Annotated in this window: 24 protein-coding genes; 16 read left to right on the forward strand and 8 right to left on the reverse strand. The window is 66.7% G+C overall.

Annotated elements, in window-relative coordinates; translation table 11 throughout:
- Positions 1–5 precede the first annotated feature (5 nt).
- Positions 6–443, forward strand: a complete 438-nt coding sequence (locus A9D12_RS09845; protein WP_068351307.1) for a hypothetical protein — start codon at positions 6–8, stop codon at positions 441–443.
- 54 nt (positions 444–497) lie between these two features.
- On the opposite strand, the gene A9D12_RS09850 is transcribed toward A9D12_RS09845, so the two are convergent.
- Entirely contained in the window at positions 498–1,187 is a 690-nt protein-coding gene (locus tag A9D12_RS09850) for a Crp/Fnr family transcriptional regulator (protein WP_068354228.1), read from the reverse strand.
- Positions 1,184–1,684 carry a hypothetical protein gene (locus A9D12_RS09855; RefSeq protein ID WP_156522853.1) on the reverse strand — a complete coding sequence of 167 codons (501 nt, stop codon included), beginning with the start codon at positions 1,682–1,684 and terminating at the stop codon, positions 1,184–1,186. Before A9D12_RS09855 ends, A9D12_RS09850 begins: the two co-directional genes overlap by 4 nt.
- A 250-nt stretch (positions 1,685–1,934) precedes the next feature.
- Between A9D12_RS09855 and rplU the strand changes: the two genes are divergently transcribed.
- The 4 genes from rplU (at position 1,935) to A9D12_RS09875 (ending at position 4,009) form a co-directional block, all read left to right on the forward strand.
- The gene (gene rplU / locus A9D12_RS09860; RefSeq protein ID WP_068351311.1) at positions 1,935–2,309 is read left to right on the forward strand and encodes a 50S ribosomal protein L21; all 375 of its coding nucleotides are present in this window, start codon (positions 1,935–1,937) and stop codon (positions 2,307–2,309) included.
- 15 nt (positions 2,310–2,324) lie between these two features.
- Positions 2,325–2,594, forward strand: a complete 270-nt coding sequence (rpmA, locus tag A9D12_RS09865; protein WP_068351314.1) for a 50S ribosomal protein L27 — start codon at positions 2,325–2,327, stop codon at positions 2,592–2,594.
- Positions 2,595–2,812: 218 nt separating this feature from the next.
- On the forward strand, positions 2,813–3,349 hold the full coding sequence (locus A9D12_RS09870; protein WP_068351321.1) for a GNAT family N-acetyltransferase: 537 nt from the start codon (positions 2,813–2,815) through the stop codon (positions 3,347–3,349).
- 63 nt (positions 3,350–3,412) lie between these two features.
- Complete coding sequence (locus tag A9D12_RS09875) at positions 3,413–4,009, forward strand: TetR/AcrR family transcriptional regulator (protein WP_068351325.1); 597 nt, start codon at positions 3,413–3,415, stop codon at positions 4,007–4,009.
- Here A9D12_RS09875 and ygfZ read toward each other — a convergent pair.
- The gene (gene ygfZ / locus A9D12_RS09880; protein ID WP_068351327.1) at positions 4,006–4,740 is read right to left on the reverse strand and encodes a CAF17-like 4Fe-4S cluster assembly/insertion protein YgfZ; all 735 of its coding nucleotides are present in this window, start codon (positions 4,738–4,740) and stop codon (positions 4,006–4,008) included. The two genes, A9D12_RS09875 and ygfZ, sit on opposite strands and share 4 nt — an antisense overlap.
- Positions 4,741–4,778: 38 nt before the next feature.
- Between ygfZ and pyrC the strand changes: the two genes are divergently transcribed.
- On the forward strand, positions 4,779–5,816 hold the full coding sequence (pyrC, locus tag A9D12_RS09885) for a dihydroorotase (RefSeq protein WP_068351328.1): 1,038 nt from the start codon (positions 4,779–4,781) through the stop codon (positions 5,814–5,816).
- On the opposite strand, the gene rarD is transcribed toward pyrC, so the two are convergent.
- Complete coding sequence (rarD, locus tag A9D12_RS09890; protein WP_068351331.1) at positions 5,808–6,722, reverse strand: EamA family transporter RarD; 915 nt, start codon at positions 6,720–6,722, stop codon at positions 5,808–5,810. The genes pyrC and rarD overlap by 9 nt on opposite strands.
- Positions 6,723–7,038: 316 nt before the next feature.
- On the opposite strand from rarD, the gene A9D12_RS09895 reads away from it, so the two are divergent.
- Entirely contained in the window at positions 7,039–7,764 is a 726-nt protein-coding gene (locus tag A9D12_RS09895; RefSeq protein WP_068351335.1) for a hypothetical protein, read from the forward strand.
- Between the two features lie 16 nt (positions 7,765–7,780).
- Here the strand turns inward: A9D12_RS09895 and astD are convergent, their stop codons facing one another.
- A complete protein-coding gene (gene astD, locus A9D12_RS09900; protein ID WP_068354232.1) occupies positions 7,781–9,145 on the reverse strand; it encodes a succinylglutamate-semialdehyde dehydrogenase in 1,365 nt (454 codons plus the stop codon).
- Positions 9,146–9,278: 133 nt separating this feature from the next.
- A complete protein-coding gene (locus tag A9D12_RS09905; RefSeq protein ID WP_156522854.1) occupies positions 9,279–10,691 on the reverse strand; it encodes a protein adenylyltransferase SelO in 1,413 nt (470 codons plus the stop codon).
- Positions 10,692–10,764: 73 nt separating this feature from the next.
- Between A9D12_RS09905 and A9D12_RS09910 the strand changes: the two genes are divergently transcribed.
- The 5 genes from A9D12_RS09910 (at position 10,765) to A9D12_RS09930 (ending at position 16,665) form a co-directional block, all read left to right on the forward strand.
- The gene (locus A9D12_RS09910; protein ID WP_068351339.1) at positions 10,765–11,631 is read left to right on the forward strand and encodes an alpha/beta fold hydrolase; all 867 of its coding nucleotides are present in this window, start codon (positions 10,765–10,767) and stop codon (positions 11,629–11,631) included.
- The gene (locus tag A9D12_RS09915; protein ID WP_082925505.1) at positions 11,628–12,773 is read left to right on the forward strand and encodes a glycosyltransferase family 4 protein; all 1,146 of its coding nucleotides are present in this window, start codon (positions 11,628–11,630) and stop codon (positions 12,771–12,773) included. The genes A9D12_RS09910 and A9D12_RS09915 overlap by 4 nt, the downstream gene beginning before the upstream one ends.
- Positions 12,774–12,927: 154 nt before the next feature.
- The gene (locus A9D12_RS09920) at positions 12,928–13,743 is read left to right on the forward strand and encodes a tetratricopeptide repeat protein (protein ID WP_082925506.1); all 816 of its coding nucleotides are present in this window, start codon (positions 12,928–12,930) and stop codon (positions 13,741–13,743) included.
- A 24-nt stretch (positions 13,744–13,767) separates the two neighbouring features.
- A complete protein-coding gene (locus tag A9D12_RS09925; RefSeq protein ID WP_068351342.1) occupies positions 13,768–15,114 on the forward strand; it encodes an outer membrane protein assembly factor BamB family protein in 1,347 nt (448 codons plus the stop codon).
- 138 nt (positions 15,115–15,252) lie between these two features.
- A complete protein-coding gene (locus tag A9D12_RS09930; protein WP_068351345.1) occupies positions 15,253–16,665 on the forward strand; it encodes a methyltransferase family protein in 1,413 nt (470 codons plus the stop codon).
- Positions 16,666–16,685: 20 nt separating this feature from the next.
- Here the strand turns inward: A9D12_RS09930 and A9D12_RS09935 are convergent, their stop codons facing one another.
- Both A9D12_RS09935 and A9D12_RS09940 read right to left on the reverse strand, forming a co-directional pair.
- Complete coding sequence (locus tag A9D12_RS09935) at positions 16,686–18,071, reverse strand: glutamate--cysteine ligase (RefSeq protein ID WP_068354240.1); 1,386 nt, start codon at positions 18,069–18,071, stop codon at positions 16,686–16,688.
- 114 nt (positions 18,072–18,185) lie between these two features.
- Positions 18,186–18,929: a 16S rRNA (uracil(1498)-N(3))-methyltransferase gene (locus A9D12_RS09940; protein WP_068351347.1), complete on the reverse strand. Its 744-nt coding sequence runs from the start codon at positions 18,927–18,929 to the stop codon at positions 18,186–18,188.
- A 39-nt stretch (positions 18,930–18,968) separates the two neighbouring features.
- On the opposite strand from A9D12_RS09940, the gene A9D12_RS09945 reads away from it, so the two are divergent.
- The 4 genes from A9D12_RS09945 (at position 18,969) to A9D12_RS09960 (ending at position 21,933) form a co-directional block, all read left to right on the forward strand.
- The gene (locus A9D12_RS09945; protein WP_068351349.1) at positions 18,969–19,349 is read left to right on the forward strand and encodes a hypothetical protein; all 381 of its coding nucleotides are present in this window, start codon (positions 18,969–18,971) and stop codon (positions 19,347–19,349) included.
- Positions 19,346–20,260 carry a 4-hydroxybenzoate octaprenyltransferase gene (ubiA, locus tag A9D12_RS09950; protein WP_068351352.1) on the forward strand — a complete coding sequence of 305 codons (915 nt, stop codon included), beginning with the start codon at positions 19,346–19,348 and terminating at the stop codon, positions 20,258–20,260. Before A9D12_RS09945 ends, ubiA begins: the two co-directional genes overlap by 4 nt.
- 4 nt (positions 20,261–20,264) lie before the next feature.
- The gene (locus A9D12_RS09955; RefSeq protein ID WP_068351355.1) at positions 20,265–20,900 is read left to right on the forward strand and encodes an SOS response-associated peptidase; all 636 of its coding nucleotides are present in this window, start codon (positions 20,265–20,267) and stop codon (positions 20,898–20,900) included.
- Between the two features lie 142 nt (positions 20,901–21,042).
- The gene (locus tag A9D12_RS09960; RefSeq protein ID WP_068354243.1) at positions 21,043–21,933 is read left to right on the forward strand and encodes an ABC transporter ATP-binding protein; all 891 of its coding nucleotides are present in this window, start codon (positions 21,043–21,045) and stop codon (positions 21,931–21,933) included.
- Positions 21,934–21,940: the final 7 nt, after the last annotated feature.

Genomic DNA, 21,940 nt, shown 5'->3' on the forward strand with positions numbered 1-21,940 from the left:
CTCCCATGAGCCACATCGTCAACGACCACCTTGCCCGCGGCGATGCGCGGATCGTCGCCCAGCCGCAGGTTGCCGCCGCCGATCGCAGCCACCCGGTCGATCGCAATTTCGGCCTCCCCACCGCGCTCTATGGCGCGACCGTGGCGGGGTATCTGGGGTTCCTGCTGGTGGTCGGCAGCGCTTTTGCCAACCCCGTGCTGGCGATCCCGATGGCGATTTTCGTGCTGTTCATCGTCGCGGGCTTCGGCGTCCCGGCGCTGTGGACGCGGCTGGCGGGCAATACCACCGAGCCCCAGACGCTGGGCGAGTTCCGCCAGCGCGGGATCATGACACTGACCGGCCGACTGACCGCGGGCGAGGCCACGGTGCAGATGCTGATCCTGCCCGTGCTGCTGGTGGGCTGGGGCCTCGCGGTTGCGGTGATCGCTGCCGTAGTGGCGTAAACCCTGCCTCGACCCGGTAAGCTCCCCCTTCGGGACGGTCGCCTTTCCCTCGGGCTACCGCCCCGAAATCTCGTGCAGCAACACCGGATCGCGCAGCGCGATCCCGCGTTTGCCCTCGCGCTGGATGGCGCCCATGTCTTCGAGCTCGCCCAGCTTGCGGCTGACGGTTTCGATCGTGAGGCCAAGCATGTTCGCGATCTCGCCGCGGGTCAGCGGCAGCTCGAACCTTTGCGCCAGATGGCACGAACTGTCGCTCGCGGCGGCGGCAAAATCGTGGAGCAGCGCGGCAAGCCGGGCTTCGGCGCTGGCATGGCCGGTGAGTTCGAGCAGGTTGCGGCTCGCCAGCAGATCGGCCTGGCTCCGGCGCAGCAGCGCGCGGGCCAGCGCGGGATATTCCTCGACCGCGCGTTCGATATCGGCGCGGGCAAAGGTGCACAGCCGGCTTTCGGTCAGCGCCACGACATCGTGGTGGGCAAACGGCGCGAACAATTCGCCAATGAAGCCCGCCGGGTGAACCAGCGCGAGGATCTGCTCGTGCCCTTCGACATCGACCGCCGACACCTTCAGCGCGCCGGTCAGCAGGGTGGCGCAGGCGGCCTCCTCGTCGCCTGCGGCAAACAGCATCTCGCCGCGCTTCAACGTGCGGGTGCGTCCCGCCGCGGCCAGCGCATCGCGTTCCTCGGACGTCAGCACCGCGCAGGCGGCGCTTTCCTTGACCGGACAGGTGGCGCAGGCGAGGTTCATGATCCGATCCGTGCCCACAGCCGCGCGATCGTCGCATCCTCGCGCGCAAGCGTTGCGGCCACTTCGGTCTGCAAATCGGTCAGCGGCTGATCGGGGCTGAGCAGGTTGGCAGCCTCGGCCGCCATCACGTCGATTTCCACCAGCGCGTTCGCGGTGCGCGCGCGCAAGCCGTCGAGATCGGCGAGCGCGACCATCGCGGCTGCACGGGCGTTGCTTTCGAACGGCTGACCCGCAGCCGCCTCGGCGAGTCGCGCGGTCTGCGCGGCGCGCGTGGCAAAGGCGGTGTCGGCCGATTGCACCGTGCTGCGCAATTGCGCCAGGCGCGCCGCGGGCGTCGCGGGGCGAATCGGTCCGGCGGGCGGCGGGGGTTCGGCAGGCAAGCCGAGCTCTGCCGGACGGATCGCCAACGAGGGATAGGTGTCGTCGCCTCGCGCGCAGGCGGCAAGGCCCGGATAAAGCAGGACAAGGGCGATGATTTGTGTCAGGTTTTGGCGCATGGTGATCCCGCGCGTGCTTACCACGCCGCCTGCAAATGGCAAAGCGGCAGGCCGGTGCAGGGCATCCGGGCGCCGGACGGATGTTTTTTGCAGCATCCGCAGGCGCACCGGCGTTGACTTGGCCCAATCTTTCCCTTAACGGCACGCATCCTTCACGGGGCTGCATCTTCGCATGCCTCGCATTGCCGTTCGGTGGGTGTGCTCAGGCTCGTCTTTCCGGATTTCGCAAGACACAAGAGAGTTAAAAGCCATGTTCGCTGTTGTGCGCACGGGCGGCAAGCAATATCGGGTTGCCGCCGGAGACAAGATTGCCGTTGAAAAGCTCGCAGGCGAAGCCGGCGACACGATTACCCTGGGCGACATCCTGCTCGCAGGCGAAGGCGATGACATCGCCGACGTCGCGAAGGTGACCGTTTCGGCTGAAATCATCGCTCAGGCCAAGAGCGAGAAGGTGATCGTCTTCAAGAAGCGTCGTCGCCACAACTATCGCCGCAAGAACGGCCACCGCCAGCAGATGACGCTGCTGCGCATTACCGCTGTCGGCGCTGCCGAAAAGCCGGCCAAGAAGGCCGCTGCCAAGAAGGCCAAGACCGAAGACGCCCCCGCGGCGGCATCGGTCGAATAAGGAGCGAGGTGAACCATGGCACATAAGAAAGCAGGCGGTTCGTCGCGTAACGGTCGTGATTCGGCCGGTCGTCGCCTCGGCGTCAAGAAGTTCGGCGGTCAGGAAGTAATCGGCGGCAACATCATCATCCGTCAGCGCGGCACCCGCGTCTATCCGGGCGTGAACGTGGGCATGGGCAAGGACCATACCCTGTATTCGCTCGCCGAAGGCGTTGTCCGTTTCCACTCGGGCAAGCTCGGCCGCAAATACGTCAGCGTCGACGCGATGGCCGAAGCGGCCGAATAAGCGGACGATTCGTGAAAGGGATCGTCCGGCAAGGATGGTCCCGGCGGGTGCAAGACCCGCGCAATGAGGGAGACAGGACCATCCTCTGATCGAGGGGGTCCGTCTCCCTTTTTTCGTTCTCTCCCTCGGAACAAGTCACGGAAAAATCGAGTTTCGTGGCAACGAAAGCGTCATGCAGCCGGGCTATGCGCGGTGCAGGGCGACCAAGGGAGACCGATGTGTTCCATCGCACTGAAAGACTGTTCCTGCGGCCCGCATTCCCCGAGGATTGCGGCGCAATCCACGCCGGGATCGGCGAGGAAGGGATCGTGCGCAATCTGGCGCGCGCGCCCTGGCCCTATGGTATCGCGGATGCGCAGGCCTTTGCCGCGATGCCGCAGGATATCCGGCTTCCGCATTTCCTGGTGACATTGCCCGGTCATGGCGTGATCGGGTCGGCTGGCCTGGGCCTCCACGAGGGCGAGGCGGAGCTGGGTTACTGGATCGCCCGCAGCCACTGGGGCCGCGGGTTTGCGACCGAGGCGGCCGACGCGGTGCTGTCGATCGCACGCGCGCTGGGGCACCGGCGCATCGTCTCCGGACATTTCGCCGACAATCCGGCATCGGGCAGGGTGCTGCGCAAGCTCGGCTTCGTGCCGACCGGGCGCGCGGGCCGTCGTTTCAGCCTCGGCCGGGGCGAAGCGGCCGATTCGATCGAATACGCGCGCGATCTGGAGCCTGACATGGATTCAGGCCCGTTCGCGGTGGCCGCCTGACGATCGGGACATGGCCGGGGCGGCTTGTTCGCACCTGCAAAAGCCGTTAGTGCCGCGTCCATTATGGTCGCCCGCAAACGGCTAACGCCCGAAGAATCCCGCAACAGCGCGCTTGAAGCGGCGCGCAGCCTGCTTATCGAAACGGGGCCGCAATCGGTCACGCTCAAGGCGGTGTCGGCGCGGATCGGGCGCACGCATGCCAACCTGCTTCACCATTTCGGTTCGGCTTCGGGGTTGCAGAAGGCGCTGGCCGAACATCTCGCCCGCACGGTGTGCGAAACGATCATTGATGCCGTGCGCGCCAGTCGCGCAGGGCTGGGATCGGCGCGCGAAGTGGTGGATCTGGCCTTCGATGCCTTCGACCGCGAAGGGGCGGGCGCGCTCACCAGCTGGATGCTGCTGACCGGGAACGAGGATGCGCTCGACCCGATCATTTCGACCATCCACGATCTGGTCGACGAGCTCGCGCCCGAAGAAGCCAGCCACGGGGTCGCGCCGCTGCGGATCCACGGCGATACGCTGTCGCTGGTGCTGATGGCGCTGGGGGATGCGCTGATCGGCGGGGCGCTTGCAAAATCGCTCGGTTTGCCGCGCGATTCGGCGCGCGAGCGGGCGACTGCGATGCTTGAAGCGAGCCTCGGCGAACACCAGCTGGGTTAGTCGCCGGCGCCGGCCAGCCCCGCAGCCTGCCATACGGGCAGCCTTGCAGGGTCGAGATTTTCGACGCGCAGGTGATCGACCGCAAGCCCGAGGTCGGGATGAGCGGCCACGCGCCGCGCCTCGTCCGACCGGTCAAGCGGCACGACCACCAGCCGGCGGTTGACCTTCTGGCGCCAGTTCATCCGCGCGGTGTTTTCCTGCCCGACGTAGCAGCCCTTGGTGAAGCTCACCCCCGAAAGCTCGACCGCATTGGTTTCAAGCCACAGGATATCGCCCATCTCGCCGCGCCCCTCGGGCACGCCGAGCGAGAGGCGGTGCGCGGTCCATGCGGAATCCGCGCTGTCGCCTTCGCGCGCGCCGATCCAGCGCCAGCCGAGCTGTGCCAGACGCGGATCGGGCACCGCGCCTGGTTGTTCGGCGATGCTCCAATGCACACCGAGCGTATCTTCGCGGGTGATCGCGATCTTGCGGCGCAGACGATACATCGACAATCGCTTAACCAGCGCATCGACCTGCTCGGCCTCGCAATCGATCAGCAACCCGCCGGCATCGCCCCACACCAGAAAATCGAAAAGGTGCTTGCCCTGCGGTGACAGCAGCGCGGCATAGCAGGGCAGGGGGCATGCGACATCATTGGTGACGAGGCCTTGGAGGAAGGCGCCGACATCCTCGCCAGCATCGAGCGGGGCAAGGCGCACCAGCGCGCGGGCGGAAAGGAGGGTTGCAGTCATGCGTGACAGATAGGCATGGCCGCCGCTAAGGGGAAGCCATGAGCGACCGCATCACGATCCGCCGCCCCGATGACTGGCACCTGCATTTCCGCGATGGCGATGTGATGCGCGACGTGGTGCCCTATACCGCGCGCCAGTTTGCCCGCGCGATCGTGATGCCCAATCTTACCCCGCCGGTGACGACCACCGCGCTCGCCGCCGCCTATCGCGACCGTATCCGTGCCGCCGTGCCAGCGGGCGTCAGCTTCGAGCCGCTGATGGTCTGCTATCTCACCGACACCACCGATGCCGATGATCTGGCGCGCGGCGCGGCCCAAGGCGTGTTCACCTCTGCCAAGATCTATCCCGCCAACGCCACCACCAATTCGGCGGCGGGCGTTTCGAGCATCGAGGGCCTTTATCCGGTGCTCGCGCGGATGGAGGCGGAGGACATCGTGCTGTGCATCCACGGCGAGGTGACCGACCACGATGTCGACGTGTTCGACCGCGAAAAAGCGTTCATCGACCGGCACTTGCGCGCGATTGTCGAGGCCTTCCCGAAGCTTCGCGTGGTGTTCGAACATATCACCACCGCCGATGCGGTGGACTTCGTGCTGGCAGCCGGGCCGAATGTCGCCGCGACGATCACCCCGCAGCACCTCCACATCAACCGCAACGCGATGCTGGTCGGCGGGATCCAGCCGCACAATTACTGCCTGCCCGTGGCCAAGCGCGAGGAGCACCGGCTGGCGCTGCGCAAGGCGGCGACGGGCGGGAGCGCCAAGTTCTTTCTCGGCACCGATTCGGCCCCGCATCTGCGCCGCGCGAAAGAGGCCGCGTGCGGCTGCGCCGGCATCTTCGGCGCGCCCTTTGCGCTCGAATCCTATCTCACCGTGTTCGACGAGGAAGGCGCGCTGGATAAGTTCGAAGGCTTTGCCTCGCTAAACGGCCCGGCGTTCTACCGGCTGCCGGTGAACGAAGAGACTGTGACGCTCGAACGCGCAGACGTGGCGGTGCCGCAATATCTCGCCGTGACAGGCGAGGAGATCGTGCCCTGGCATGGCGGGCAGACGCTGGGGTGGAAGTTCCTAGGCTGACGCCGCTTTGCGCTTGGCCCACAGATCCGAGGCGAAAATCGCCACCGCGATCCAGATCAGCACGAAGCTGATGAGTTTGACCGGCGCAAGCGGCTGTTCGAACACGAACAGGCCGAGGAAGAACACGATCGTGGGTGCGATATATTGCAGGAAGCCCAGCGTCGAATAATCCATCCGCCGCGCCGCAATCGCGAAGAGCAGCAGCGGCACCGCGGTGACTACGCCCGAGAACACGATCAACGCGCTCAGGCCCGCATCCTGCCCGAAGGCCGAACCGGCGGGGCTTGCCGCATACCACAGTGCGATTCCCCCCGCGACGGGGAGCAGAATCGCGCTTTCGATCGTCAGGCCGGGGAGCGAGCCCACCTGAACCTGTTTGCGCACAAGACCATAGAGCGCAAAGCTGACACCCAGGCACAGGCTGATCCACAGGCTGGTGAGCGCGCCCGCGGCCAGCAATGCGACTGCGACAGCCGCGATAGCGACAGCGATCCATTGCCGGCGCGACAATTTCTCGCCCAGCACCAGCGTGCCGAGCAGGACATTGACCAGCGGGTTGAGATAATAGCCGATCGAGGTCGCATAGACCTCGCCCGCCATGATCGCCCAGATATAGACGAACCAGTTGACCGCGATCAGCACCGAACTGGCGAGCAGCGCCAACAGGCTGCGCGGGCTTTTCAGCGCGCCCAGCAATTCGCCGAACTGGCGGCGGAAGGCGACGATCAACAGGCACAGCGGCAGTGTCCAGATGATCCGCCAGGCGACGAATTCGAACGGCGGCACGCTTTTGACCAGCATCAGGTAAAGCGGCAGGAACCCCCAGATGAGGTAGGCGCCCAGCGCCGGCGCAAGGCCCGATGGCTTGGCTGACTGAGAGGCGGCGGAGGGTGCGGGGCTGGTCATCTGCGCGCCGCGTTAGGGGCGCTGGCGCACGCCTGCAAGCCGCACCGCAGGGTGAACCGCAGCTTTCAGGCCCGATTTGGCCGCGTTCAGAAACCTTGCTCTATAAATGAACGACAAGAAGCGGGCACCCCGCGTGCGTTTTTGCCCCTTTTCGCGCACGCGTCGCCTGAGAACTTGGCGTCACCCCCACCAGTGACGGCAAGCGCGAAGGCGATGGTGCCATCGCGGCGAAACGCCTCCGGAGCCATTGGGCGCCGGGGGCGTTTCCATATCCGGTTGAGCGCAAATTAACCCGTTGCTGGCAAAGCCTTGGCCGATGCGCCGTGCCTCGATCCTGATGCTGCTGCTGTGTGCCGGTCCGATCGCCGGGTGCATGCCTGCGTCCAGACACGAGAGCGATACAGCAGCGCTGGTCGCGCGCGATCCGGTGGTGGCGCGCGCGTTGTTCGATCCGCTGCTGACCGACCCCGATCTTGCCAGCCGCAACGAAGCCAATGCCGCGATCGGTTTCGTCGACAGTGCAGCGCTGCCGGTGTTCACCGCCGACAGCGCGCAGGCGAGCGCCGCGCGCGAGGCGCTCCGGATCGAAATGCTTGAAGGCGGGCCCTTGCCCGAATTGCCCCCGGCGCGTGCGGATGCCGGGCCGCCGGTGCTAGGCCCGATGTCGGGAGCATCCGAACTGCTCGCCGCGGTCGGCGCGCCGCAAACTTGCGCGGCAGCTTTGCGCGAGGATTTTCTGATGGCTGCCGATCTGCCCCCAGTTGCCGCGATTCCCGCGCAGGCGATGGTGGTGCAGGCAGGGGGAGCGGACCGGGCGGGCTGCAACTTGCGGATCGTGCGCTATGACAGCGAAGCGCCTGCGGATGATCTGATGCAATATCATGTCGTCCGCGCACGGCGCGCGGGTCTTGCTGCCAATCGGTATGCCCAGCCTGCCGCTGCCATTGTGGCAAAGGGCGCAAAAGGCGAGCGGCTGGCGGTGCATCTGCGCGCGCGCGCGGGCGGATTGACCGGGGTAACGCTGGTATGGCGCGGGCGGTGAGCACCACGCGCCGCACTCAGGGGCGCACGCCCACCATCACGTTGGCGCGCGGCTGGTCCATTTCGGTGCTGGCGACCGGGTAGGCGCAGTAATCCGCGGCGTAATAGGCCGCGGGACGGTGATTGCCCGACAACCCGATCCCGCCGAACGGGGCCTTCGACGATGCGCCGTTGGTGGGCGCATTCCAGTTGATGATCCCGGCGCGGATATTGGCCCAGAACCGCCCGTAATCATCCGGGCTGCCGCCGATCAGCGACGCCGAAAGGCCAAAGCGCGTGTTGTTCGCCTCGGCAATCGCGCTGTCGAAATCGGGGACGCGGATCACCTGCAGCAGCGGGCCGAACAGTTCGATATCGGGGCGTTCGGGCACGTCGCTGACATCGATGATCCCGGGGCTGAGGAAGGGTAGATCGGGCATGGTGCGGCGCATGTGCAGCAGCGGCCGCCCGCCTGCTGTGAGCAGCGCGACGAAGCTTTCCATCAAGCGGTCGGCAGTGTCGTTGTCGATCACCGGCCCCATGAAGGGCTGCGGTTCGCCCAGCGGGTGGCCGACCATCAGCTTGCGCGCCAGCGGCACCAGCTCGGCCATCAGCGCATCATAGACGCTTTCGACCACGATCAGCCGCCGCGCCGCGGTGCAGCGCTGTCCGGCGGTGGCAAAGGCGCTTTGCACGATCAGCGCGGCGGCATCGGCGAGCTTGGGCGTGTCGATCACCACGATCGGATTGTTGCCGCCCATTTCAAGCGCGACGATCTTGCCCGGATTGGCAGCAAGCTTGCGGTTGATCGCGATCCCGGCCTGCGCCGACCCGGTGAACAGCACCCCGTCGATGCCCGGATGCGCGACCAGCGCGCGGCCTTCCTCGGGCCCACCGATCACGCATTGCGCCACATCCTCGGGCACGCCGGCACGGTGCAGCGCGGCGATCAGCGCTTCGCCAGTCGCCGGGGTTTTTTCCGAAGGCTTGAACACCACCGCATTGCCCGCCAGCAGCGCCGGCACGATGTGTCCGTTGGGCAGGTGCGCGGGGAAGTTGTAGGGGCCAAGCACCGCCATCACCCCGTGCGGCTTGTGCCGCAACGCGGCGCTTGCGCCCACGCCGGCGTCGAGCTTCTTCTTGCCCGTGCGTTCGGCATAGGCACCGACCGCAATATCGACCTTGGCGACCACCGCGTCGACTTCGGTGCGCGCTTCCCACAAGGGCTTGCCCGCTTCGCGCGCGATCAGATCGGCGAGCATGTCGCCATCGCGGCGCACGGTGTTGGAAAAGGCGCGCAGCACCTCGATCCGTTCGGTCAGCGCGCGGCCCGCCCACGGCGCCCAGGCGCGGCGCGCCGCCGCCACCGCTGCATCAATGTCGCTGACCGGGCCGCGCCACATTTCCTCGCCACTGGCCGGTTCGATCGAAATGAGAACATTGTCGGTCAAGTTGCCGAAATCCCGTGCCTGTTGCGCTGTCGCCCTCGGGTTTTTCCCCTAACGCGGCTAATTTCCAAAAGATAGGGGCCGCGGCTCAGGAATGGCCCGCAGGCAGCGGCGCTGCGCCGTGCGCTTCGCCCATGCGGCGCAGGGCCGTGACCTTGGCGTGGAGCGGCGCCCAATCGTCGCGTTCGGCAATCGCGGCCCAGATCGCTTCGACCTCGTTGATCAGCATCGATTGCGGGGCCGCGTCCGACCAATAGGGGTGATCGGACGGTGCCGGGGTATATTGCGCCAGCGCTTCGCCCAGCGCGCCCGATGCCGCGCCGCGGCCGCCGCGGTGTGCGAAAAAGAACGCGTCGGGCTGAGCGCCCGTCTCGCGCATCTGCGCCTCGCACGCGGCGACGAACTGCGTGTCGGCCTCGAGCCCGCGGCTTTCCACCCCCAGCCGCCAGCACCACCGCCGCGCGACATTTTCCATGTAAAGCGGCCCGAACCGTTCGAGCGCGGCCACCAGCGGTGCGGTCTCGGCGTGCATCCTGAGCGCGACGGCCAACTGCCCGCAATTCCAGTGCAGCGCCTCGGGCTGGCGGCCAAACGCATAAAGCCCCGCATGGTCGAAATAGGCCGCGGTAAAGCCCGGGTCCCACGCGGGCAGCCAGCGCCACGGGCCATAGTCGAAGCTTTCGCCGGTCACGTTCATGTTGTCGGTGTTGAGCACCCCGTGAACAAAACCTGCCACCATGTAGCTTGCGGCAAGGTCCGCCATGCGTTCGACCACGGCATGGATCAACCGGATCGCGGGGTTGTCGCGGTCGGGCGCGTCTTCGGGCGGGGGCGGGGCGGGGAAGTGCGCTAGGCAATAGTCGATCAGCGCCGCCATCTCGTCCGCCGCCTCGATCGCGAGCAAGCGCTGAAACGTGCCGAAGCGGATGTGCGAATGCGACAGCCGGGTGAGCACCGCCGAACGCGTCGGCGAAGGCTCGTCCCCGCGATGCAAGGCCTCGCCGGTCTCGATCACGCTGAAGGTTTTCGAGGTGTTCACGCCCAAAGCTTCGAGCATTTCGGTTGCAAGAATTTCGCGCACTGCGCCTTTCAGCGTCAACCGCCCATCGCCGCTGCGGCTCCACGGGGTCTGGCCCGAACCCTTGGTGCCAAGATCCAGCAGCCGGCCATCGCTGCCTCGCATTTGCGCAAACAGGAACCCGCGCCCGTCGCCGATCTCGGGGTTGTACACGCGGAACTGGTGGCCGTGGTATCTGAGCGCGAGCGGCCGGGGCAAGTTGCCTTCAAGCGGGGCAAAGCGCCCGAAATGCGCCGTCCATTCAGTGTCCGACAAGCTTTGAAGCCCCACGCTTGCCGCCGCGCGATCATTGCGCCAGCGTAGCTGTGTTTCGGGAAAATCGGCCGGCGCCACCGGATCGCCCAGCCAGTCCGCCAGCATCGCGATCGCCGGATCGGGGCGATAGGTGACAGGTTGATCGCGATGTTGCATGGGCTGGGTCATCCCGCGATAGTGGGGACAAGCCCGGCCGCGCGCAAGCGCCGGGCAAGGCAGGCAACAGGGAATAGCGCAGTTCATGGCCGCGACGTACGAAGACCGTTACTGGACCAGCAGCGATGGGCTGACCTTGCATTACCGCAATTATCCCGGCCCCGACGGCGGCGACAAGCTGCCGGTGCTGTGCATGCACGGCCTCACCCGCAACGCCCGCGATTTTGCAGCGTTGGCCGAGGTGCTCGCCGCCACCCGCCGCGTGATCGTGACCGAGATGCGCGGCCGCGGGATGAGCGATTACGCTCCCGATTCCGATACCTATTCGCCGCTGACCTATGTTCAGGATGTCGAAGCGCTGCTGGCCGGCGAGGGGATTGATCGCTTTGCCGTGGTCGGCACCTCGATGGGCGGGCTGATGGCGATGCTGATGGCGGCGGCCAAGCCCGGCCGGATCAGCGCGCTGGTGATGAACGATATCGGCCCCGAGGTCGACGCTGCGGGCCTTGCGCGCATTTCGGGCTATGTCGGGCAGGGCCGCAGCTATCCCACTTGGGTCCACGCCGCGCGCGGATTGTGCGAGGCGCACGGCGCGGCCTTCCCCGATTACGACCTCGACCAGTGGCTCGACCTTGCCAAGCGCACGATGGTGGTCAGCCAGAACGGGCGGATCGTGTTCGATTACGACATGGCGATCGCCGAACCCTTCGCCAAACCCGGCAACGCCGCGCCGCCCGATCTGTGGCGCGCCTTTGCCGCGCTGGCAGGCGTGCCGGTGCTGCTGGTGCGCGGCGAATTGTCCGATCTGTTGAGCGAGGCGACCGTGCGCCAGATGGGCGTGGTCAACCCCGCGATGCGCACCGTCACCGTGCCGCGCGTGGGCCATGCCCCGACGCTTGACGAGCCCGAGGTGCGGCCCGCGATCCTCGATCTCTTCGCCGGGGCCGAGTGACCAGCATCGCCGCCGCAGCCCAGCCGCCGCGCGTGCTGCACTGCCATTCGACCTTTTCGCCCGGCGGCAAGGAAGTGCGCTGCGCCCGGCTGATGAACGGCTGGGGCGGGCGATTATCGCATACGATCGTGTCGGCAGAGCCCGCCGCTCTGGGCGCCGCCGCGCTGATCGCGGCGGACGTGCCGGTTGCCTATCCGGTGGATTTCCCCCCGCTCAAGGGTCGCCCCACGCCCGCCCGCCTGCTGCGGATCGCGCGCGCGATGCGGGGGTTCGATCTCGTCTGCACCTACAACTGGGGCGCGATGGACGCGGTGATGGCGCACCGCCTGTTCGCCCGCGCGCTCGGTCTAGCGCCGCTAATCCACCACGAGGACGGCTTCAACGAGGACGAAGCGGCGGGTCTGAAACGCAGCCGCAACCTTTATCGCCGCGCCGCGCTTGGCGGCGGGGCGCGGTTGATCGTGCCCTCGCAGGTGCTTGAGAGCATCGCGCGCGATGTCTGGCATCAGCCGCCCGCCCGATTGCACCGGATCGCCAACGGGATCGACACCGCCGCCTTTGCCGCGCCCGCCGATCCGCACGCGTTGCCGATCCGCAAGGGGCCGGGCACGCGCTGGGTCGGCACGCTGGCGGGCCTGCGCGCGGTCAAGCGGTTGCCCGATCTTGTCGCGGCCTTTGCGCAGATGCCGCCCGAATGGGAACTGGTGATCTGCGGCGAGGGGCCGGAGCGCGCCGCGATCCTTGCCGCGGCGCAAGCCTGCGGGCTGTCGGGCCGGGTGCATCTGCCCGGCAATGTCGATCCGGCCCGGGTGGTCGGCCTGTTCGATATCTTCGCGCTGTCCTCCGCTTCCGAGCAATTCCCGCTTTCGGTGGTCGAGGCGATGGCAGCAGGATTGCCCGTTGCCGCGCCCGATGTGGGGGATATCCGCACGATCCTGCCGCAACCCAACGCCGCGCTGATTACGCCTGCGGGCGATGTGGAAAAGCTGGGCGCATCGCTGGCCCGGCTGGCGAGCGATGCCGAGTTGCGCGCCCGCGCAGGCGCAGCCAATCGCGACCGTGCGCGCAGCCAATTCGATAGTGCAGCGATGCGCGCCGCCTACGAAGCAGTCTATGCCGGGGCGATGGGACGCGGGTTCTGATGCGCGCGCCCGCTTCATCTGCGGTTCAATCCGCCGCCCCGATACCTGCAGATCATTGCCGCCGCCATTGCGCGCGACCTTCCACCTGCCTAAAGAGCGCGGCGGTGTCCGGCTTGGTCAGGGCACGCATGTTACGAGGACACGGATAGCCAGCATGGCGCGCACGCCCACCACACCCCCCGCCATTCCCGAAACCTCGCGCGAGGACGACGTCTTGATCCGCGAGATCGACGAGGCGGTGCGCGAGGATGCGGTCTATGATTTCATGCGCAATCACGGGGTCAAGGTGCTCGGCGTGGTGCTGCTGGGGCTGGCCGGCCTTGGCGGTTACATGATCTGGGATCACTATGCCGAACGCGGGCTCGAACAGCAGTCCGAAACGCTGGTGGGCGCGCTCGACTATGCCGATCAGGGCGATTTCAAGACCGCCGCCGAAAAGGTCGCGCCGCTGCTGGGCGACGATAACACCCCCGGCGCGCGCACCGCGGCGCGGTTCGTGCAGGCCAGCGCCGCGATCGAGGCGGGCGACAATGCCAAGGCGAGCGGGATCTACAGGCAGATCGTCGCCGATGCCGATGCACCGCCCGCACTGCGCGATCTGGCGCGGATCCGCGACGTGACGATCAATTACGACCGGATGAAGCCTGCCGATGTGATCGCGCAGCTCGGCCCCTTGGCGAAGACGGGCAACCCCTATCTCGGTTCGGCGGGCGAACTGGTCGCGATGGCGCATCTCGAAGCCGGTGACCGGACGCAGGCGGGCAAGGTCTTTGCCGCAATCGCCGCCGATGAAAGCCAGCCCGAAAGCCTGCGCAGCCGCGCACGCCAGATGGCCGGGCTGATGGGTGTCGATGCGGTGGTCGATGTCGACAAGCTGCTCAAGGAACAGGGCGTCACCGATGAACCCGCGCCAGCGGCAGCTTCCGCGACCAACGCCGGTGCGAACGCTGCGCCCGTCGCCGCGCAATAAGATACACGATTGGAACAAGCGATCATGACACACACCAAACTGGCGCGGGCCGCATTGCTCGCTGGCGTGCTGGCCACAGGGCTGACCGGCTGCAAGGGCGGCCTGTTCGGCGGCGGCGATGACAAGACCACGCCGACCGTGGGCAATCGCACGCCGATCCTGTCGCGGATCGAAAGCGGTGCGGAAGTCGATCCGGCGCTTGCCGCGGTGTCGGTGGTGCTGCCCCCGGCGCGCGCGAATGCCGAATGGGCGCAGGCCGGCGGCGCGGCAAGCAAGTCCTATGGCCACCTCGCGCTTGCAGAAACCCCGACCAAGATCTGGACTGCCAAGGTTGCCGGATCGTCGAACCGCATGCGGCTGGCCGCCTCGCCGGTGATCGGCGGGGGCAAGGTCTTTGCCGTGGGCACCGACGGCGCGATTTCGGCCTTCGACAAGGCGACGGGCGCACGTGTGTGGTCGCGCGGCGACGAATCGATCACCAAGGATCAGGCGCCTTCCGCCTTCGGCGGCGGGGTCAGCTTCGAAGCGGGCAAGCTTTACGCCACCAACGGGGTGGGCGAAGTGCGCGCGCTGAACGCCGAAACCGGGGACGAATTGTGGAAGGTCAAGCCCGCGGGCCCCTTGCGCGGATCGCCCACGATCGCGTTCGGCCAGGTCTTCGTGATGACGCAGGACAACCAGCTGATCGCACTGAACACTGCCGATGGCGCGCTGGTGTGGGACGAAAGCGGTTCCAACACCCAGTCGGGCGTGTTCGGCGTGGCCGCTCCGGCGGCTGGCCAGGGCTCGATCGTTGCAGGCTATTCGAGCGGCGAACTGACCGCCTACCGCTATGAAAACGGCCGCTCGCTGTGGTCGGACGCGCTGGCGCGGACCAATATCTCGACCACCGTGGGGTCGATCACCGACATCGATGCCGATCCGATCATCGATTCGGGCCGCGTCTATGCGCTGGGTCAGGGTGGACGCATGGCCGCCTATGAACTGGTCACCGGCCAGCGCATCTGGGAATTGAACCTTGCGGGCATTTCCACGCCAGCCATCGCGGGCGAGTGGATCTTCACGCTGACCGACGATGCCCGCCTCCTCGCGATTGCCCGTTCGTCGGGCCGGGTGCGCTGGATCAGCCAGCTGCAACGCTACCGCGATGCCGAAGACAAGAAGGGCCCGATCTTCTGGACCGGCCCGGTGCTTGCCGGCGGCCAGCTGTGGGCGGCAAGCTCGCGCGGGGAAGTGTGGCGGATCAGCGCGGGCGAAGGCTCGGCGACGCTGTTTGCCGATGTCGGCGCGCCGGTCAGCCTTGCGCCCGTGGTGGCGGACGGCGTGCTGTACGTGTTGGACGACGCGGGCACGATCCACGCCTGGAAGTGATCGCCAACCCGGCGGTGCGTGCTTGCGGGGGGTTAGACCCCCGCTTGCCCCCTTTTTGCTGCACCGTGCCCCGCCTTTGCCGGGCAGCGGCGGGGTGTTTGCCCGTCTGTTAACCCTTGTGGTGTAGGGCGGGGCATCATGACTGCGCCGCTTTCCGCCCATCCAACAGCTGCGCCGGCCGCCCGGCCGCGAAGCGACGTGTCGACCGGCGTCGGCATGGTCGGGCTCGCCGGACTGGCGGCGTGGATCACCTTTTGCCGTAACTATCCGCAGATCGCCGCGATGCTCGATCTGGGCGGTGCATTGTCGGCTGAAAGAGGCGAGTTGTCAGGCCCTTACGCGGCGCTGGCGGCGCTGTTCTTCACGGCGGTGCCGATGGCGGCATGGTCGCTGCTGGTCGACAAGGTGCACCTGCGCCCCTCGACCGGGATCGACTGGACGCTGAAACGCCCGCTGGCCGAGGTGATGCCGGATGCAGTGATCAAGCTGGTCGGCCTGTGGGCGACATGGGCGCTGATTGCTGGCTTCTACACGCTTGCCCGGTGGTACTGGAGCGGCAATTACCTGTTCGCGATGGAAGTGCTCAGCTTTGCCATCTTCCCGCTGGTGATCTTCTCTGTTCCCTATGTCATCTGGCTTGATCGCTATCTGGTGCACCCGCGCGACGGGGCGTTCCAGTTCGGCGCCTTCGTGGTCGGCGGCGGGATTGCGGGCCGCGACCAGTGGGAGCGCAGCGCGATCCTGCGGCACTGGAGGGCGTGGGCGATCAAGGGCTTCTTCGGGGCGTTCATGATCTCGATCCTCCCGCCCGGCTTCGCGCAGGTGGTAACCGCCAATCCAGCGCAGGTGCTGGGCGATCCGGTGGCGTTCGCGATGCTGCTGGTGACGCTGTTGTTCCTCGTCGATGTCCAGATCGGCACGGTGGGGTATCTGCTGACGCTGCGCCCGCTCGATTCGCATATCCGTTCGGGCAACCCTCTGCTCGCGGGCTGGCTGGCGGCGCTGATGTGCTATCCGCCCTTCGTGTGGGGGATCATCGGGCCCAAGGACCAGATCCTGTCCTACGAGTTGGCAACGCCGGGCTGGGCGCACTGGTTTGGCGGCAATCCGGCCTTGCTGTGGGCGTGGGGCGCGCTGCTGGTGTTTCTCACCGGGGTCTATGCTTGGGCAACGGTGGTTTTCGGTCTGCGCTTTTCCAACCTGACCTATCGCGGGGTGATCACCCACGGGCCCTATCGCTTTACCCGGCACCCGGCCTATCTTGCCAAAAACCTGTTCTGGTGGGCGAGCGTGCTGCCCTTCATGGTCACCAGCGACAGCGCGCTCGAAGCCTTGCGCAACTGCGTGTTCCTGGGCGTGGTCAACGGCATCTATTACTGGCGCGCGCGGACCGAGGAAGCGCACCTGCTCGCCGAAGATGCCAAATACCGCGAATATTACGTCTGGATGCAAAGCCGCGGCGCGATCACCGCAAGGCTGGCCCGTCTGTCGCGGCGGATCACCGGGGGCGGGGCAGCGCCGGTCGCGGCCCACGCTGTCCCGGCGGAATAGATCACATCAAGGGCGCGCCTTCAGAACTGTTGTTCGTAAACGCGAGTGATATCCCCGTTCCATTCGCCGTGATAAGCATCGAGCAAGCGTTGCGCGGGCACCTTGCCGCTGGCGACGATCTCATCGAGCGTTTCGAGATAGCCCGTCTCGTTATCGCCCGCGGCATTCAGCCGCGCGCGCGATTTCAGACCTGCATGCGCGATCTTGAGCACTTCGCGGCCCAGGTCCTGTAAGGTGCCGCCATCGGGTGAGCGGGTGGCGAGCGCAAGCCGCGGCACTTCATTGCGCAAACGCTCGCGTTCCTCCATCGACCAGCCCTTGACCAGATCCCACGCCGCATCGAGCGCGCCTTGGTCATAGAGCAGCCCGACCCAGAAGGCGGGGAGCGCGCAGATCCGGCTCCACGGCCCGCCATCCGCGCCGCGCATTTCGAGGAACGACTTCAGCCGCACTTCGGGGAACGCGGTGGAAAGGTGATCCCACCAGTCGCTCTGCGTCGGGCGTTCGCCCGGCAGCACGCTCAATTTCCCCTCGAGAAAATCACGGAAGGAAAGCCCCGCCGCGTCGATATATTTGCCCTCGCGGAAGACGAAATACATCGGCACGTCGAGCATGTATTCCGCCCAGCGTTCGTAGCCGAAGCCGTCCTCGAAGACGAAGGGCAGCATCCCGGTGCGGTGCGGATCGGTGTCCGACCAGATGTGCGAGCGGTAGGAAAGGAAGCCGTTGGGCTTGCCTTCGGTAAAGGGCGAATTGGCGAACAGCGCAGTCGCCAGCGGTTGCAGCGCGAGACTGGTGCGGAATTTCTTCACCATGTCCGCCTCGCTCGAATAGTCGAGGTTCACCTGGATCGTGCAGGTGCGCAGCATCATGTCGAGACCCATGCTGCCCACACGCGGCATGTGGCGCAGCATGATGTCGTAGCGGCCCTTGGGCATGATCGGCAGTTCTTCGCGGGTCTTGTCGGGCCACATGCCCAGACCGAGGTAGCCGACGCCCAAGGCCTCGCCCACCTGCTTGACCTGCGCCAGATGGCGGCCGGTTTCCGCGCAGGTCTGGTGCAGGTTTTCGAGCGGCGCGCCCGACAGTTCGAGCTGGCCCGCAGGCTCAAGGCTGACCGCGCCGTCCGCGCCTTTCAGCGCGATGACGTTGGTGGTGCCGTCCGCGCCGGTTTCCTCGACCGGGGTCCAGCCGAACTGCTCCATGCCTTTCAGCAGATCGCGGATACCGCCGGGGGCGCCATAAGGCGGGGCGCTGTGATCGGCGGTATTGAAGACCAGCTTTTCGTGTTCGGTGCCGATGCGCCAGTCGGCGGGCGGTTTTTCGCCGCGGACCATCGGCAGGATCAGCTGGTCCGGGCTTTCGATCACCGGATCGTCGGCGGTGGAAGCTTCGCGTGTGCTCATGACAGGCTCTCTCTGGCCGGTTGCTTCATAAAACTGGTTTGCCGATGCAAAGGCAGATTCGCCTTTGCGCATGGTATCGCCGTTTGTCTTGCAAAATCCGCTTCGCGCGCGGCCTTACCAGTCGCCCGCGGTGCCCATCCACAGCGCCAGCGCGGCCATCGCGGCGGTTTCGCCCCTCAGGATTCGCGGGCCGAGCGTGATGGCGCGCGCGGCAGGATGCGCGCGGATCGCGGCGCGTTCGGCATCGTCGAACCCGCCCTCGGGGCCGGTGAGGATGGCTGCCGGGCCATGGTGGGCGCCGAACGCTGCGGCAGCGGGCGCGCCGCCGTTTTCGTCGGCAAAGAACAGCGCGCGCCCTTCGGGCCAGTCCGCCAGCAGCGCATCGAGCTTCACCGGTGCGGACAGCGCGGGCAGCGCGGTGCGCGCGCATTGTTCGGCCGCTTCGGTGGTGATCGCGGCGGCGCGTTCGAGGTTCAACTTGTCCGCGACGCAGCGCCGGGTGACGATCGGCCGGATCGTCGCCACGCCAAGTTCGGTCGCTTTTTCGAGGATCAGGTCGAACCGGTCTTTCTTGAGCAATGCGGGGCACAGCCACAGATCGGGCACAGCTTCGCGCGCGCGGAGCATGTCCGCAACTTCGAGCGTCACGTCGCGCTTGCCCGTATCGACCACGCGCGCGGCCCATTCGCCGGTCACGTCGTCGCACAGGATCACGATATCGCCCGTGCCCACGCGCATGACGCGCGCCAGATAATGCGCCGGATTGCCTTCGATCCGCACATGCGCGCCCGCCGCGAGTTTTTCGGCAACGAACAGGCGCGGTGCGCTTTTGGGCGGCCAGGTTGGGGTGGCAGGCATGGCTTTGCACTAGGCGCGCAGGCCGCTAGGGAGCAAGCCATGTCCGCGCGCACCGCTCAATTCCTGATTGCCGCCGTGTTTCTGATCCTCGGGGGCTGGGCGCTGTTTGCACCTTCGAGCGTGATCGAACTTGCGATCACCGCGCCCTATCGGAGCAGTGCCTATTTCGCGCGCTTTGCAGTCGCCTGCTTTGGCGCGCAGGCGGTGTTGTTCGGGGTGATGGCGCTGGTGACGCGCTGGAATGCGCGCAGCTTTGCGGTATTTGCCGCGGCGCTTCTGCCGTTTTTTGCCTTCAATTACTGGTTTCATTACCGTGTGCCGGTCCTGACCAGCATCGGGATGCTCGATTTTGCGGGGAACGCGATCATGCTGGTGTTGGCCGGGCTCGGATGGCGGGCGTCAAAGGGCGAGACGGCATGAGCGACACCATCGTCCCCGACAGCGAGCGCAGCAGCGTTTCGGGCGGCCTTGTCGCCCGCCTGCCGCAGCGTCTGCGCGATCTTGCCATGCTGGCGCGGTTCGACCGGCCGATCGGGTGGTGGCTGCTTTTCTGGCCCTGTGTGTTCGGGGTGTGGCTGGCAGGCGCGGGGCCGCAGCTTGCGCTGCTCGGCTGGCTGCTCGTCGGCAGCATCGCGATGCGCGGGGCGGGTTGCGTTTACAACGATATCGTCGATGCCGATCTCGACCGGCAGGTCGCGCGCACGGCGCTGCGCCCGGTGGCGAGCGGGCGCGTGTCGAAAAAACTCGCATGGGGCTGGCTTATCGCGCTGTGCCTCGCCGGGCTCATCGTGCTGCTGCAACTGCGCTGGCAGGCGCAGGCCGTCGCGCTGGGCAGTCTTGCGCTGGTTGCAGCCTATCCCTTCATGAAACGCATCACCTGGTGGCCGCAGGCGTGGCTGGGGATGGTGTTCACCTGGGGGCTGCTGGTCGGCTGGACCGAGCTGCGCTGGGACAATTGGCCAGTGCTCGCCTGCCTGTATGCCGGGGCGATCTGCTGGGTGATCGGTTACGACACGATCTACGCGCTGCAGGACCGCGAGGACGATGCGATGGTCGGCATCCGTTCTTCCGCGCTGGCGATGGGCGGGCGGGTGAAGGCCGGTGTGGGTGCGTTCTATGCGCTGACGATCGGGCTGTGGGCGCTGGGCTTCTGGCTGTATCGCAGCGATGGCTTCGCGCTGCTCGCGCTGCTGCCGGTCGCGGCGCATCTGGCGTGGCAGGTCGCAACGCTCGACGCCGACGATCCCGCCAACCCGCTCGCGCGGTTCCGGTCGAACCGTCTGGCGGGCGCGCTGATGGCGGCGGCGTGTTACGTGGTCGGGAACGCGTAAGGCCATGTGCAACCTCTACCGCATGACGAAAAACGCCAGCGAGGTCGCGGCGTGGTTCGATGCGGTCGACAAGGCGCAAGGCGCGAATTTTGCGGGCGAGGTCTATCCCGGCTACACCGGCCTTGTCGTGGCCGAAGGCGCGGTCAGGCCGATGACATGGGGCTTTCCGCTGGTGCTCAAAGGCAAGCAGGGCCAGCCCCTGAAGCCCAAGCCGGTCAACAACGCGCGCACCGACAAGCTGGAAACGGGGTTCTGGCGTCATGCTTTCACGCACAACCGCTGCCTGATCCCGCTCGACCAATGGGCCGAGGCGCAAGGGCCCAAGGGGCGCATGACCCGCACCTGGATGGGCCTGCCCGATGCCTCGCTGTTCGCGGTGGCGGGTGTGTGGCGGCCGTCGGACACCTGGGGCGATTGCTACGCGATGGTGATGACCGACAGCGAAGGCACCGCCGCATCAGCCGTTCACGACCGCATGCCCGTGCTGCTCGATGCGGAAGCACGCGATATCTGGCAGCAAGGCTCCCCGGCCGAGGCGCTGGCGCTGTGCCGGGGGTGGGAAGGGGCGCTCACCATCGACGCGACAAGCGAGCCGTGGGCCCGATCCGCCGCCACCCCTGCACAACAAAACTTGCTCTGATCGCACGCCGCCTTACGCGCGCCCAATCGACGAACCGCCATCGCATGCGGACGGGGGTGTGTATTAACCCGCCAACACGCCTTTATCGCGCGGCAGGACGTGTTAGGTTGCGGATGAATTGCATCAGGGGATCGCAAACATCATGCTCGAACTCAGCGGCGTCAGCCACACCTATCCCAACGGCACCCACGCGCTCGACGATGTGACGCTGTCGATCCCCAAGGGAATGTTCGGGCTGCTGGGTCCGAATGGTGCGGGCAAATCGACGCTGATGCGCACCATCGCGACGTTGCAGGCGCCGACCCACGGCGCGATCCGCTTCGGCGAGATCGACGTGCTGGCCGAGCCCGATCGCCTGCGCCGCACGCTGGGCTATCTGCCGCAGGATTTCGGCGTCTATCCTCGGGTGTCCGCGCAGGCGATGCTCGATCACATGGCGGTGCTCAAAGGCGTCACCGCCAAGGGTGAGCGCAAGGCGCTGGTCGAACACCTCCTCAACCAGACCAACCTCTGGAACGTGCGCGGCAAGGCGATCGCGGGCTTTTCTGGCGGGATGCGACAGCGCTTCGGCATCGCGCAGGCGCTGATCGGCGATCCGCAGCTCATCATCGTCGATGAGCCCACCGCCGGGCTCGATCCCGAAGAACGCAACCGGTTTTTGAACCTGCTCGCCGGGATCGGGGAGAACGTGGTAGTGATCCTGTCGACCCACATCGTCGACGATGTCGCCGACCTGTGCCCGCGCATGGCGGTGCTGGCAGGCGGCAAGCTGCGGCTGGAAGGCGCGCCGCGCGAATTGATCGATGCGGCGCGCGGCCGCGTCTGGCAGAAAACCGTGCCGCACACGATGCTGGCCGAAATGCAGGCCGCCCACGAGGTGATCTCGCACCGCTTCTTTGCGGGCGATATCGTCGTCCACGTATTGTCCGATACCCAGCCCGAAGGCTTTGCACCGGTCAGCGGCGGGCTTGAGGATGTCTATTTCGCAACGCTCGCCGAAACCCGCCGCGCGCCCGCTGCGCACGCCGCTTGAACGGAAG

Origin of the sequence: Erythrobacter neustonensis (assembly GCF_001663175.1) — a bacterium.
GTDB lineage: Bacteria > Pseudomonadota > Alphaproteobacteria > Sphingomonadales > Sphingomonadaceae > Erythrobacter > Erythrobacter neustonensis.

Excerpts from the sequence above, each read along its gene's own strand:
- A9D12_RS09845 (WP_068351307.1), top strand. The coding sequence starts at position 6 with ATGAGCCACATCGTCAACGACCACCTTGCCCGCGGCGATGCGCGGATC.
- A9D12_RS09850 (WP_068354228.1), bottom strand. The coding sequence starts at position 1,187 with ATGAACCTCGCCTGCGCCACCTGTCCGGTCAAGGAAAGCGCCGCCTGC.
- A9D12_RS09855 (WP_156522853.1), bottom strand. The coding sequence starts at position 1,684 with ATGCGCCAAAACCTGACACAAATCATCGCCCTTGTCCTGCTTTATCCG.
- rplU (WP_068351311.1), top strand. The coding sequence starts at position 1,935 with ATGTTCGCTGTTGTGCGCACGGGCGGCAAGCAATATCGGGTTGCCGCC.
- rpmA (WP_068351314.1), top strand. The coding sequence starts at position 2,325 with ATGGCACATAAGAAAGCAGGCGGTTCGTCGCGTAACGGTCGTGATTCG.
- A9D12_RS09875 (WP_068351325.1), top strand. The coding sequence starts at position 3,413 with ATGGTCGCCCGCAAACGGCTAACGCCCGAAGAATCCCGCAACAGCGCG.
- ygfZ (WP_068351327.1), bottom strand. The coding sequence starts at position 4,740 with ATGACTGCAACCCTCCTTTCCGCCCGCGCGCTGGTGCGCCTTGCCCCG.
- pyrC (WP_068351328.1), top strand. The coding sequence starts at position 4,779 with ATGAGCGACCGCATCACGATCCGCCGCCCCGATGACTGGCACCTGCAT.
- rarD (WP_068351331.1), bottom strand. The coding sequence starts at position 6,722 with ATGACCAGCCCCGCACCCTCCGCCGCCTCTCAGTCAGCCAAGCCATCG.
- A9D12_RS09895 (WP_068351335.1), top strand. The coding sequence starts at position 7,039 with ATGCGCCGTGCCTCGATCCTGATGCTGCTGCTGTGTGCCGGTCCGATC.
- astD (WP_068354232.1), bottom strand. The coding sequence starts at position 9,145 with ATGTGGCGCGGCCCGGTCAGCGACATTGATGCAGCGGTGGCGGCGGCG.
- A9D12_RS09905 (WP_156522854.1), bottom strand. The coding sequence starts at position 10,691 with ATGACCCAGCCCATGCAACATCGCGATCAACCTGTCACCTATCGCCCC.
- A9D12_RS09910 (WP_068351339.1), top strand. The coding sequence starts at position 10,765 with ATGGCCGCGACGTACGAAGACCGTTACTGGACCAGCAGCGATGGGCTG.
- A9D12_RS09920 (WP_082925506.1), top strand. The coding sequence starts at position 12,928 with ATGGCGCGCACGCCCACCACACCCCCCGCCATTCCCGAAACCTCGCGC.
- A9D12_RS09925 (WP_068351342.1), top strand. The coding sequence starts at position 13,768 with ATGACACACACCAAACTGGCGCGGGCCGCATTGCTCGCTGGCGTGCTG.
- A9D12_RS09930 (WP_068351345.1), top strand. The coding sequence starts at position 15,253 with ATGACTGCGCCGCTTTCCGCCCATCCAACAGCTGCGCCGGCCGCCCGG.
- A9D12_RS09935 (WP_068354240.1), bottom strand. The coding sequence starts at position 18,071 with ATGAGCACACGCGAAGCTTCCACCGCCGACGATCCGGTGATCGAAAGC.
- A9D12_RS09940 (WP_068351347.1), bottom strand. The coding sequence starts at position 18,929 with ATGCCTGCCACCCCAACCTGGCCGCCCAAAAGCGCACCGCGCCTGTTC.
- A9D12_RS09945 (WP_068351349.1), top strand. The coding sequence starts at position 18,969 with ATGTCCGCGCGCACCGCTCAATTCCTGATTGCCGCCGTGTTTCTGATC.
- ubiA (WP_068351352.1), top strand. The coding sequence starts at position 19,346 with ATGAGCGACACCATCGTCCCCGACAGCGAGCGCAGCAGCGTTTCGGGC.
- A9D12_RS09955 (WP_068351355.1), top strand. The coding sequence starts at position 20,265 with ATGTGCAACCTCTACCGCATGACGAAAAACGCCAGCGAGGTCGCGGCG.
- A9D12_RS09960 (WP_068354243.1), top strand. The coding sequence starts at position 21,043 with ATGCTCGAACTCAGCGGCGTCAGCCACACCTATCCCAACGGCACCCAC.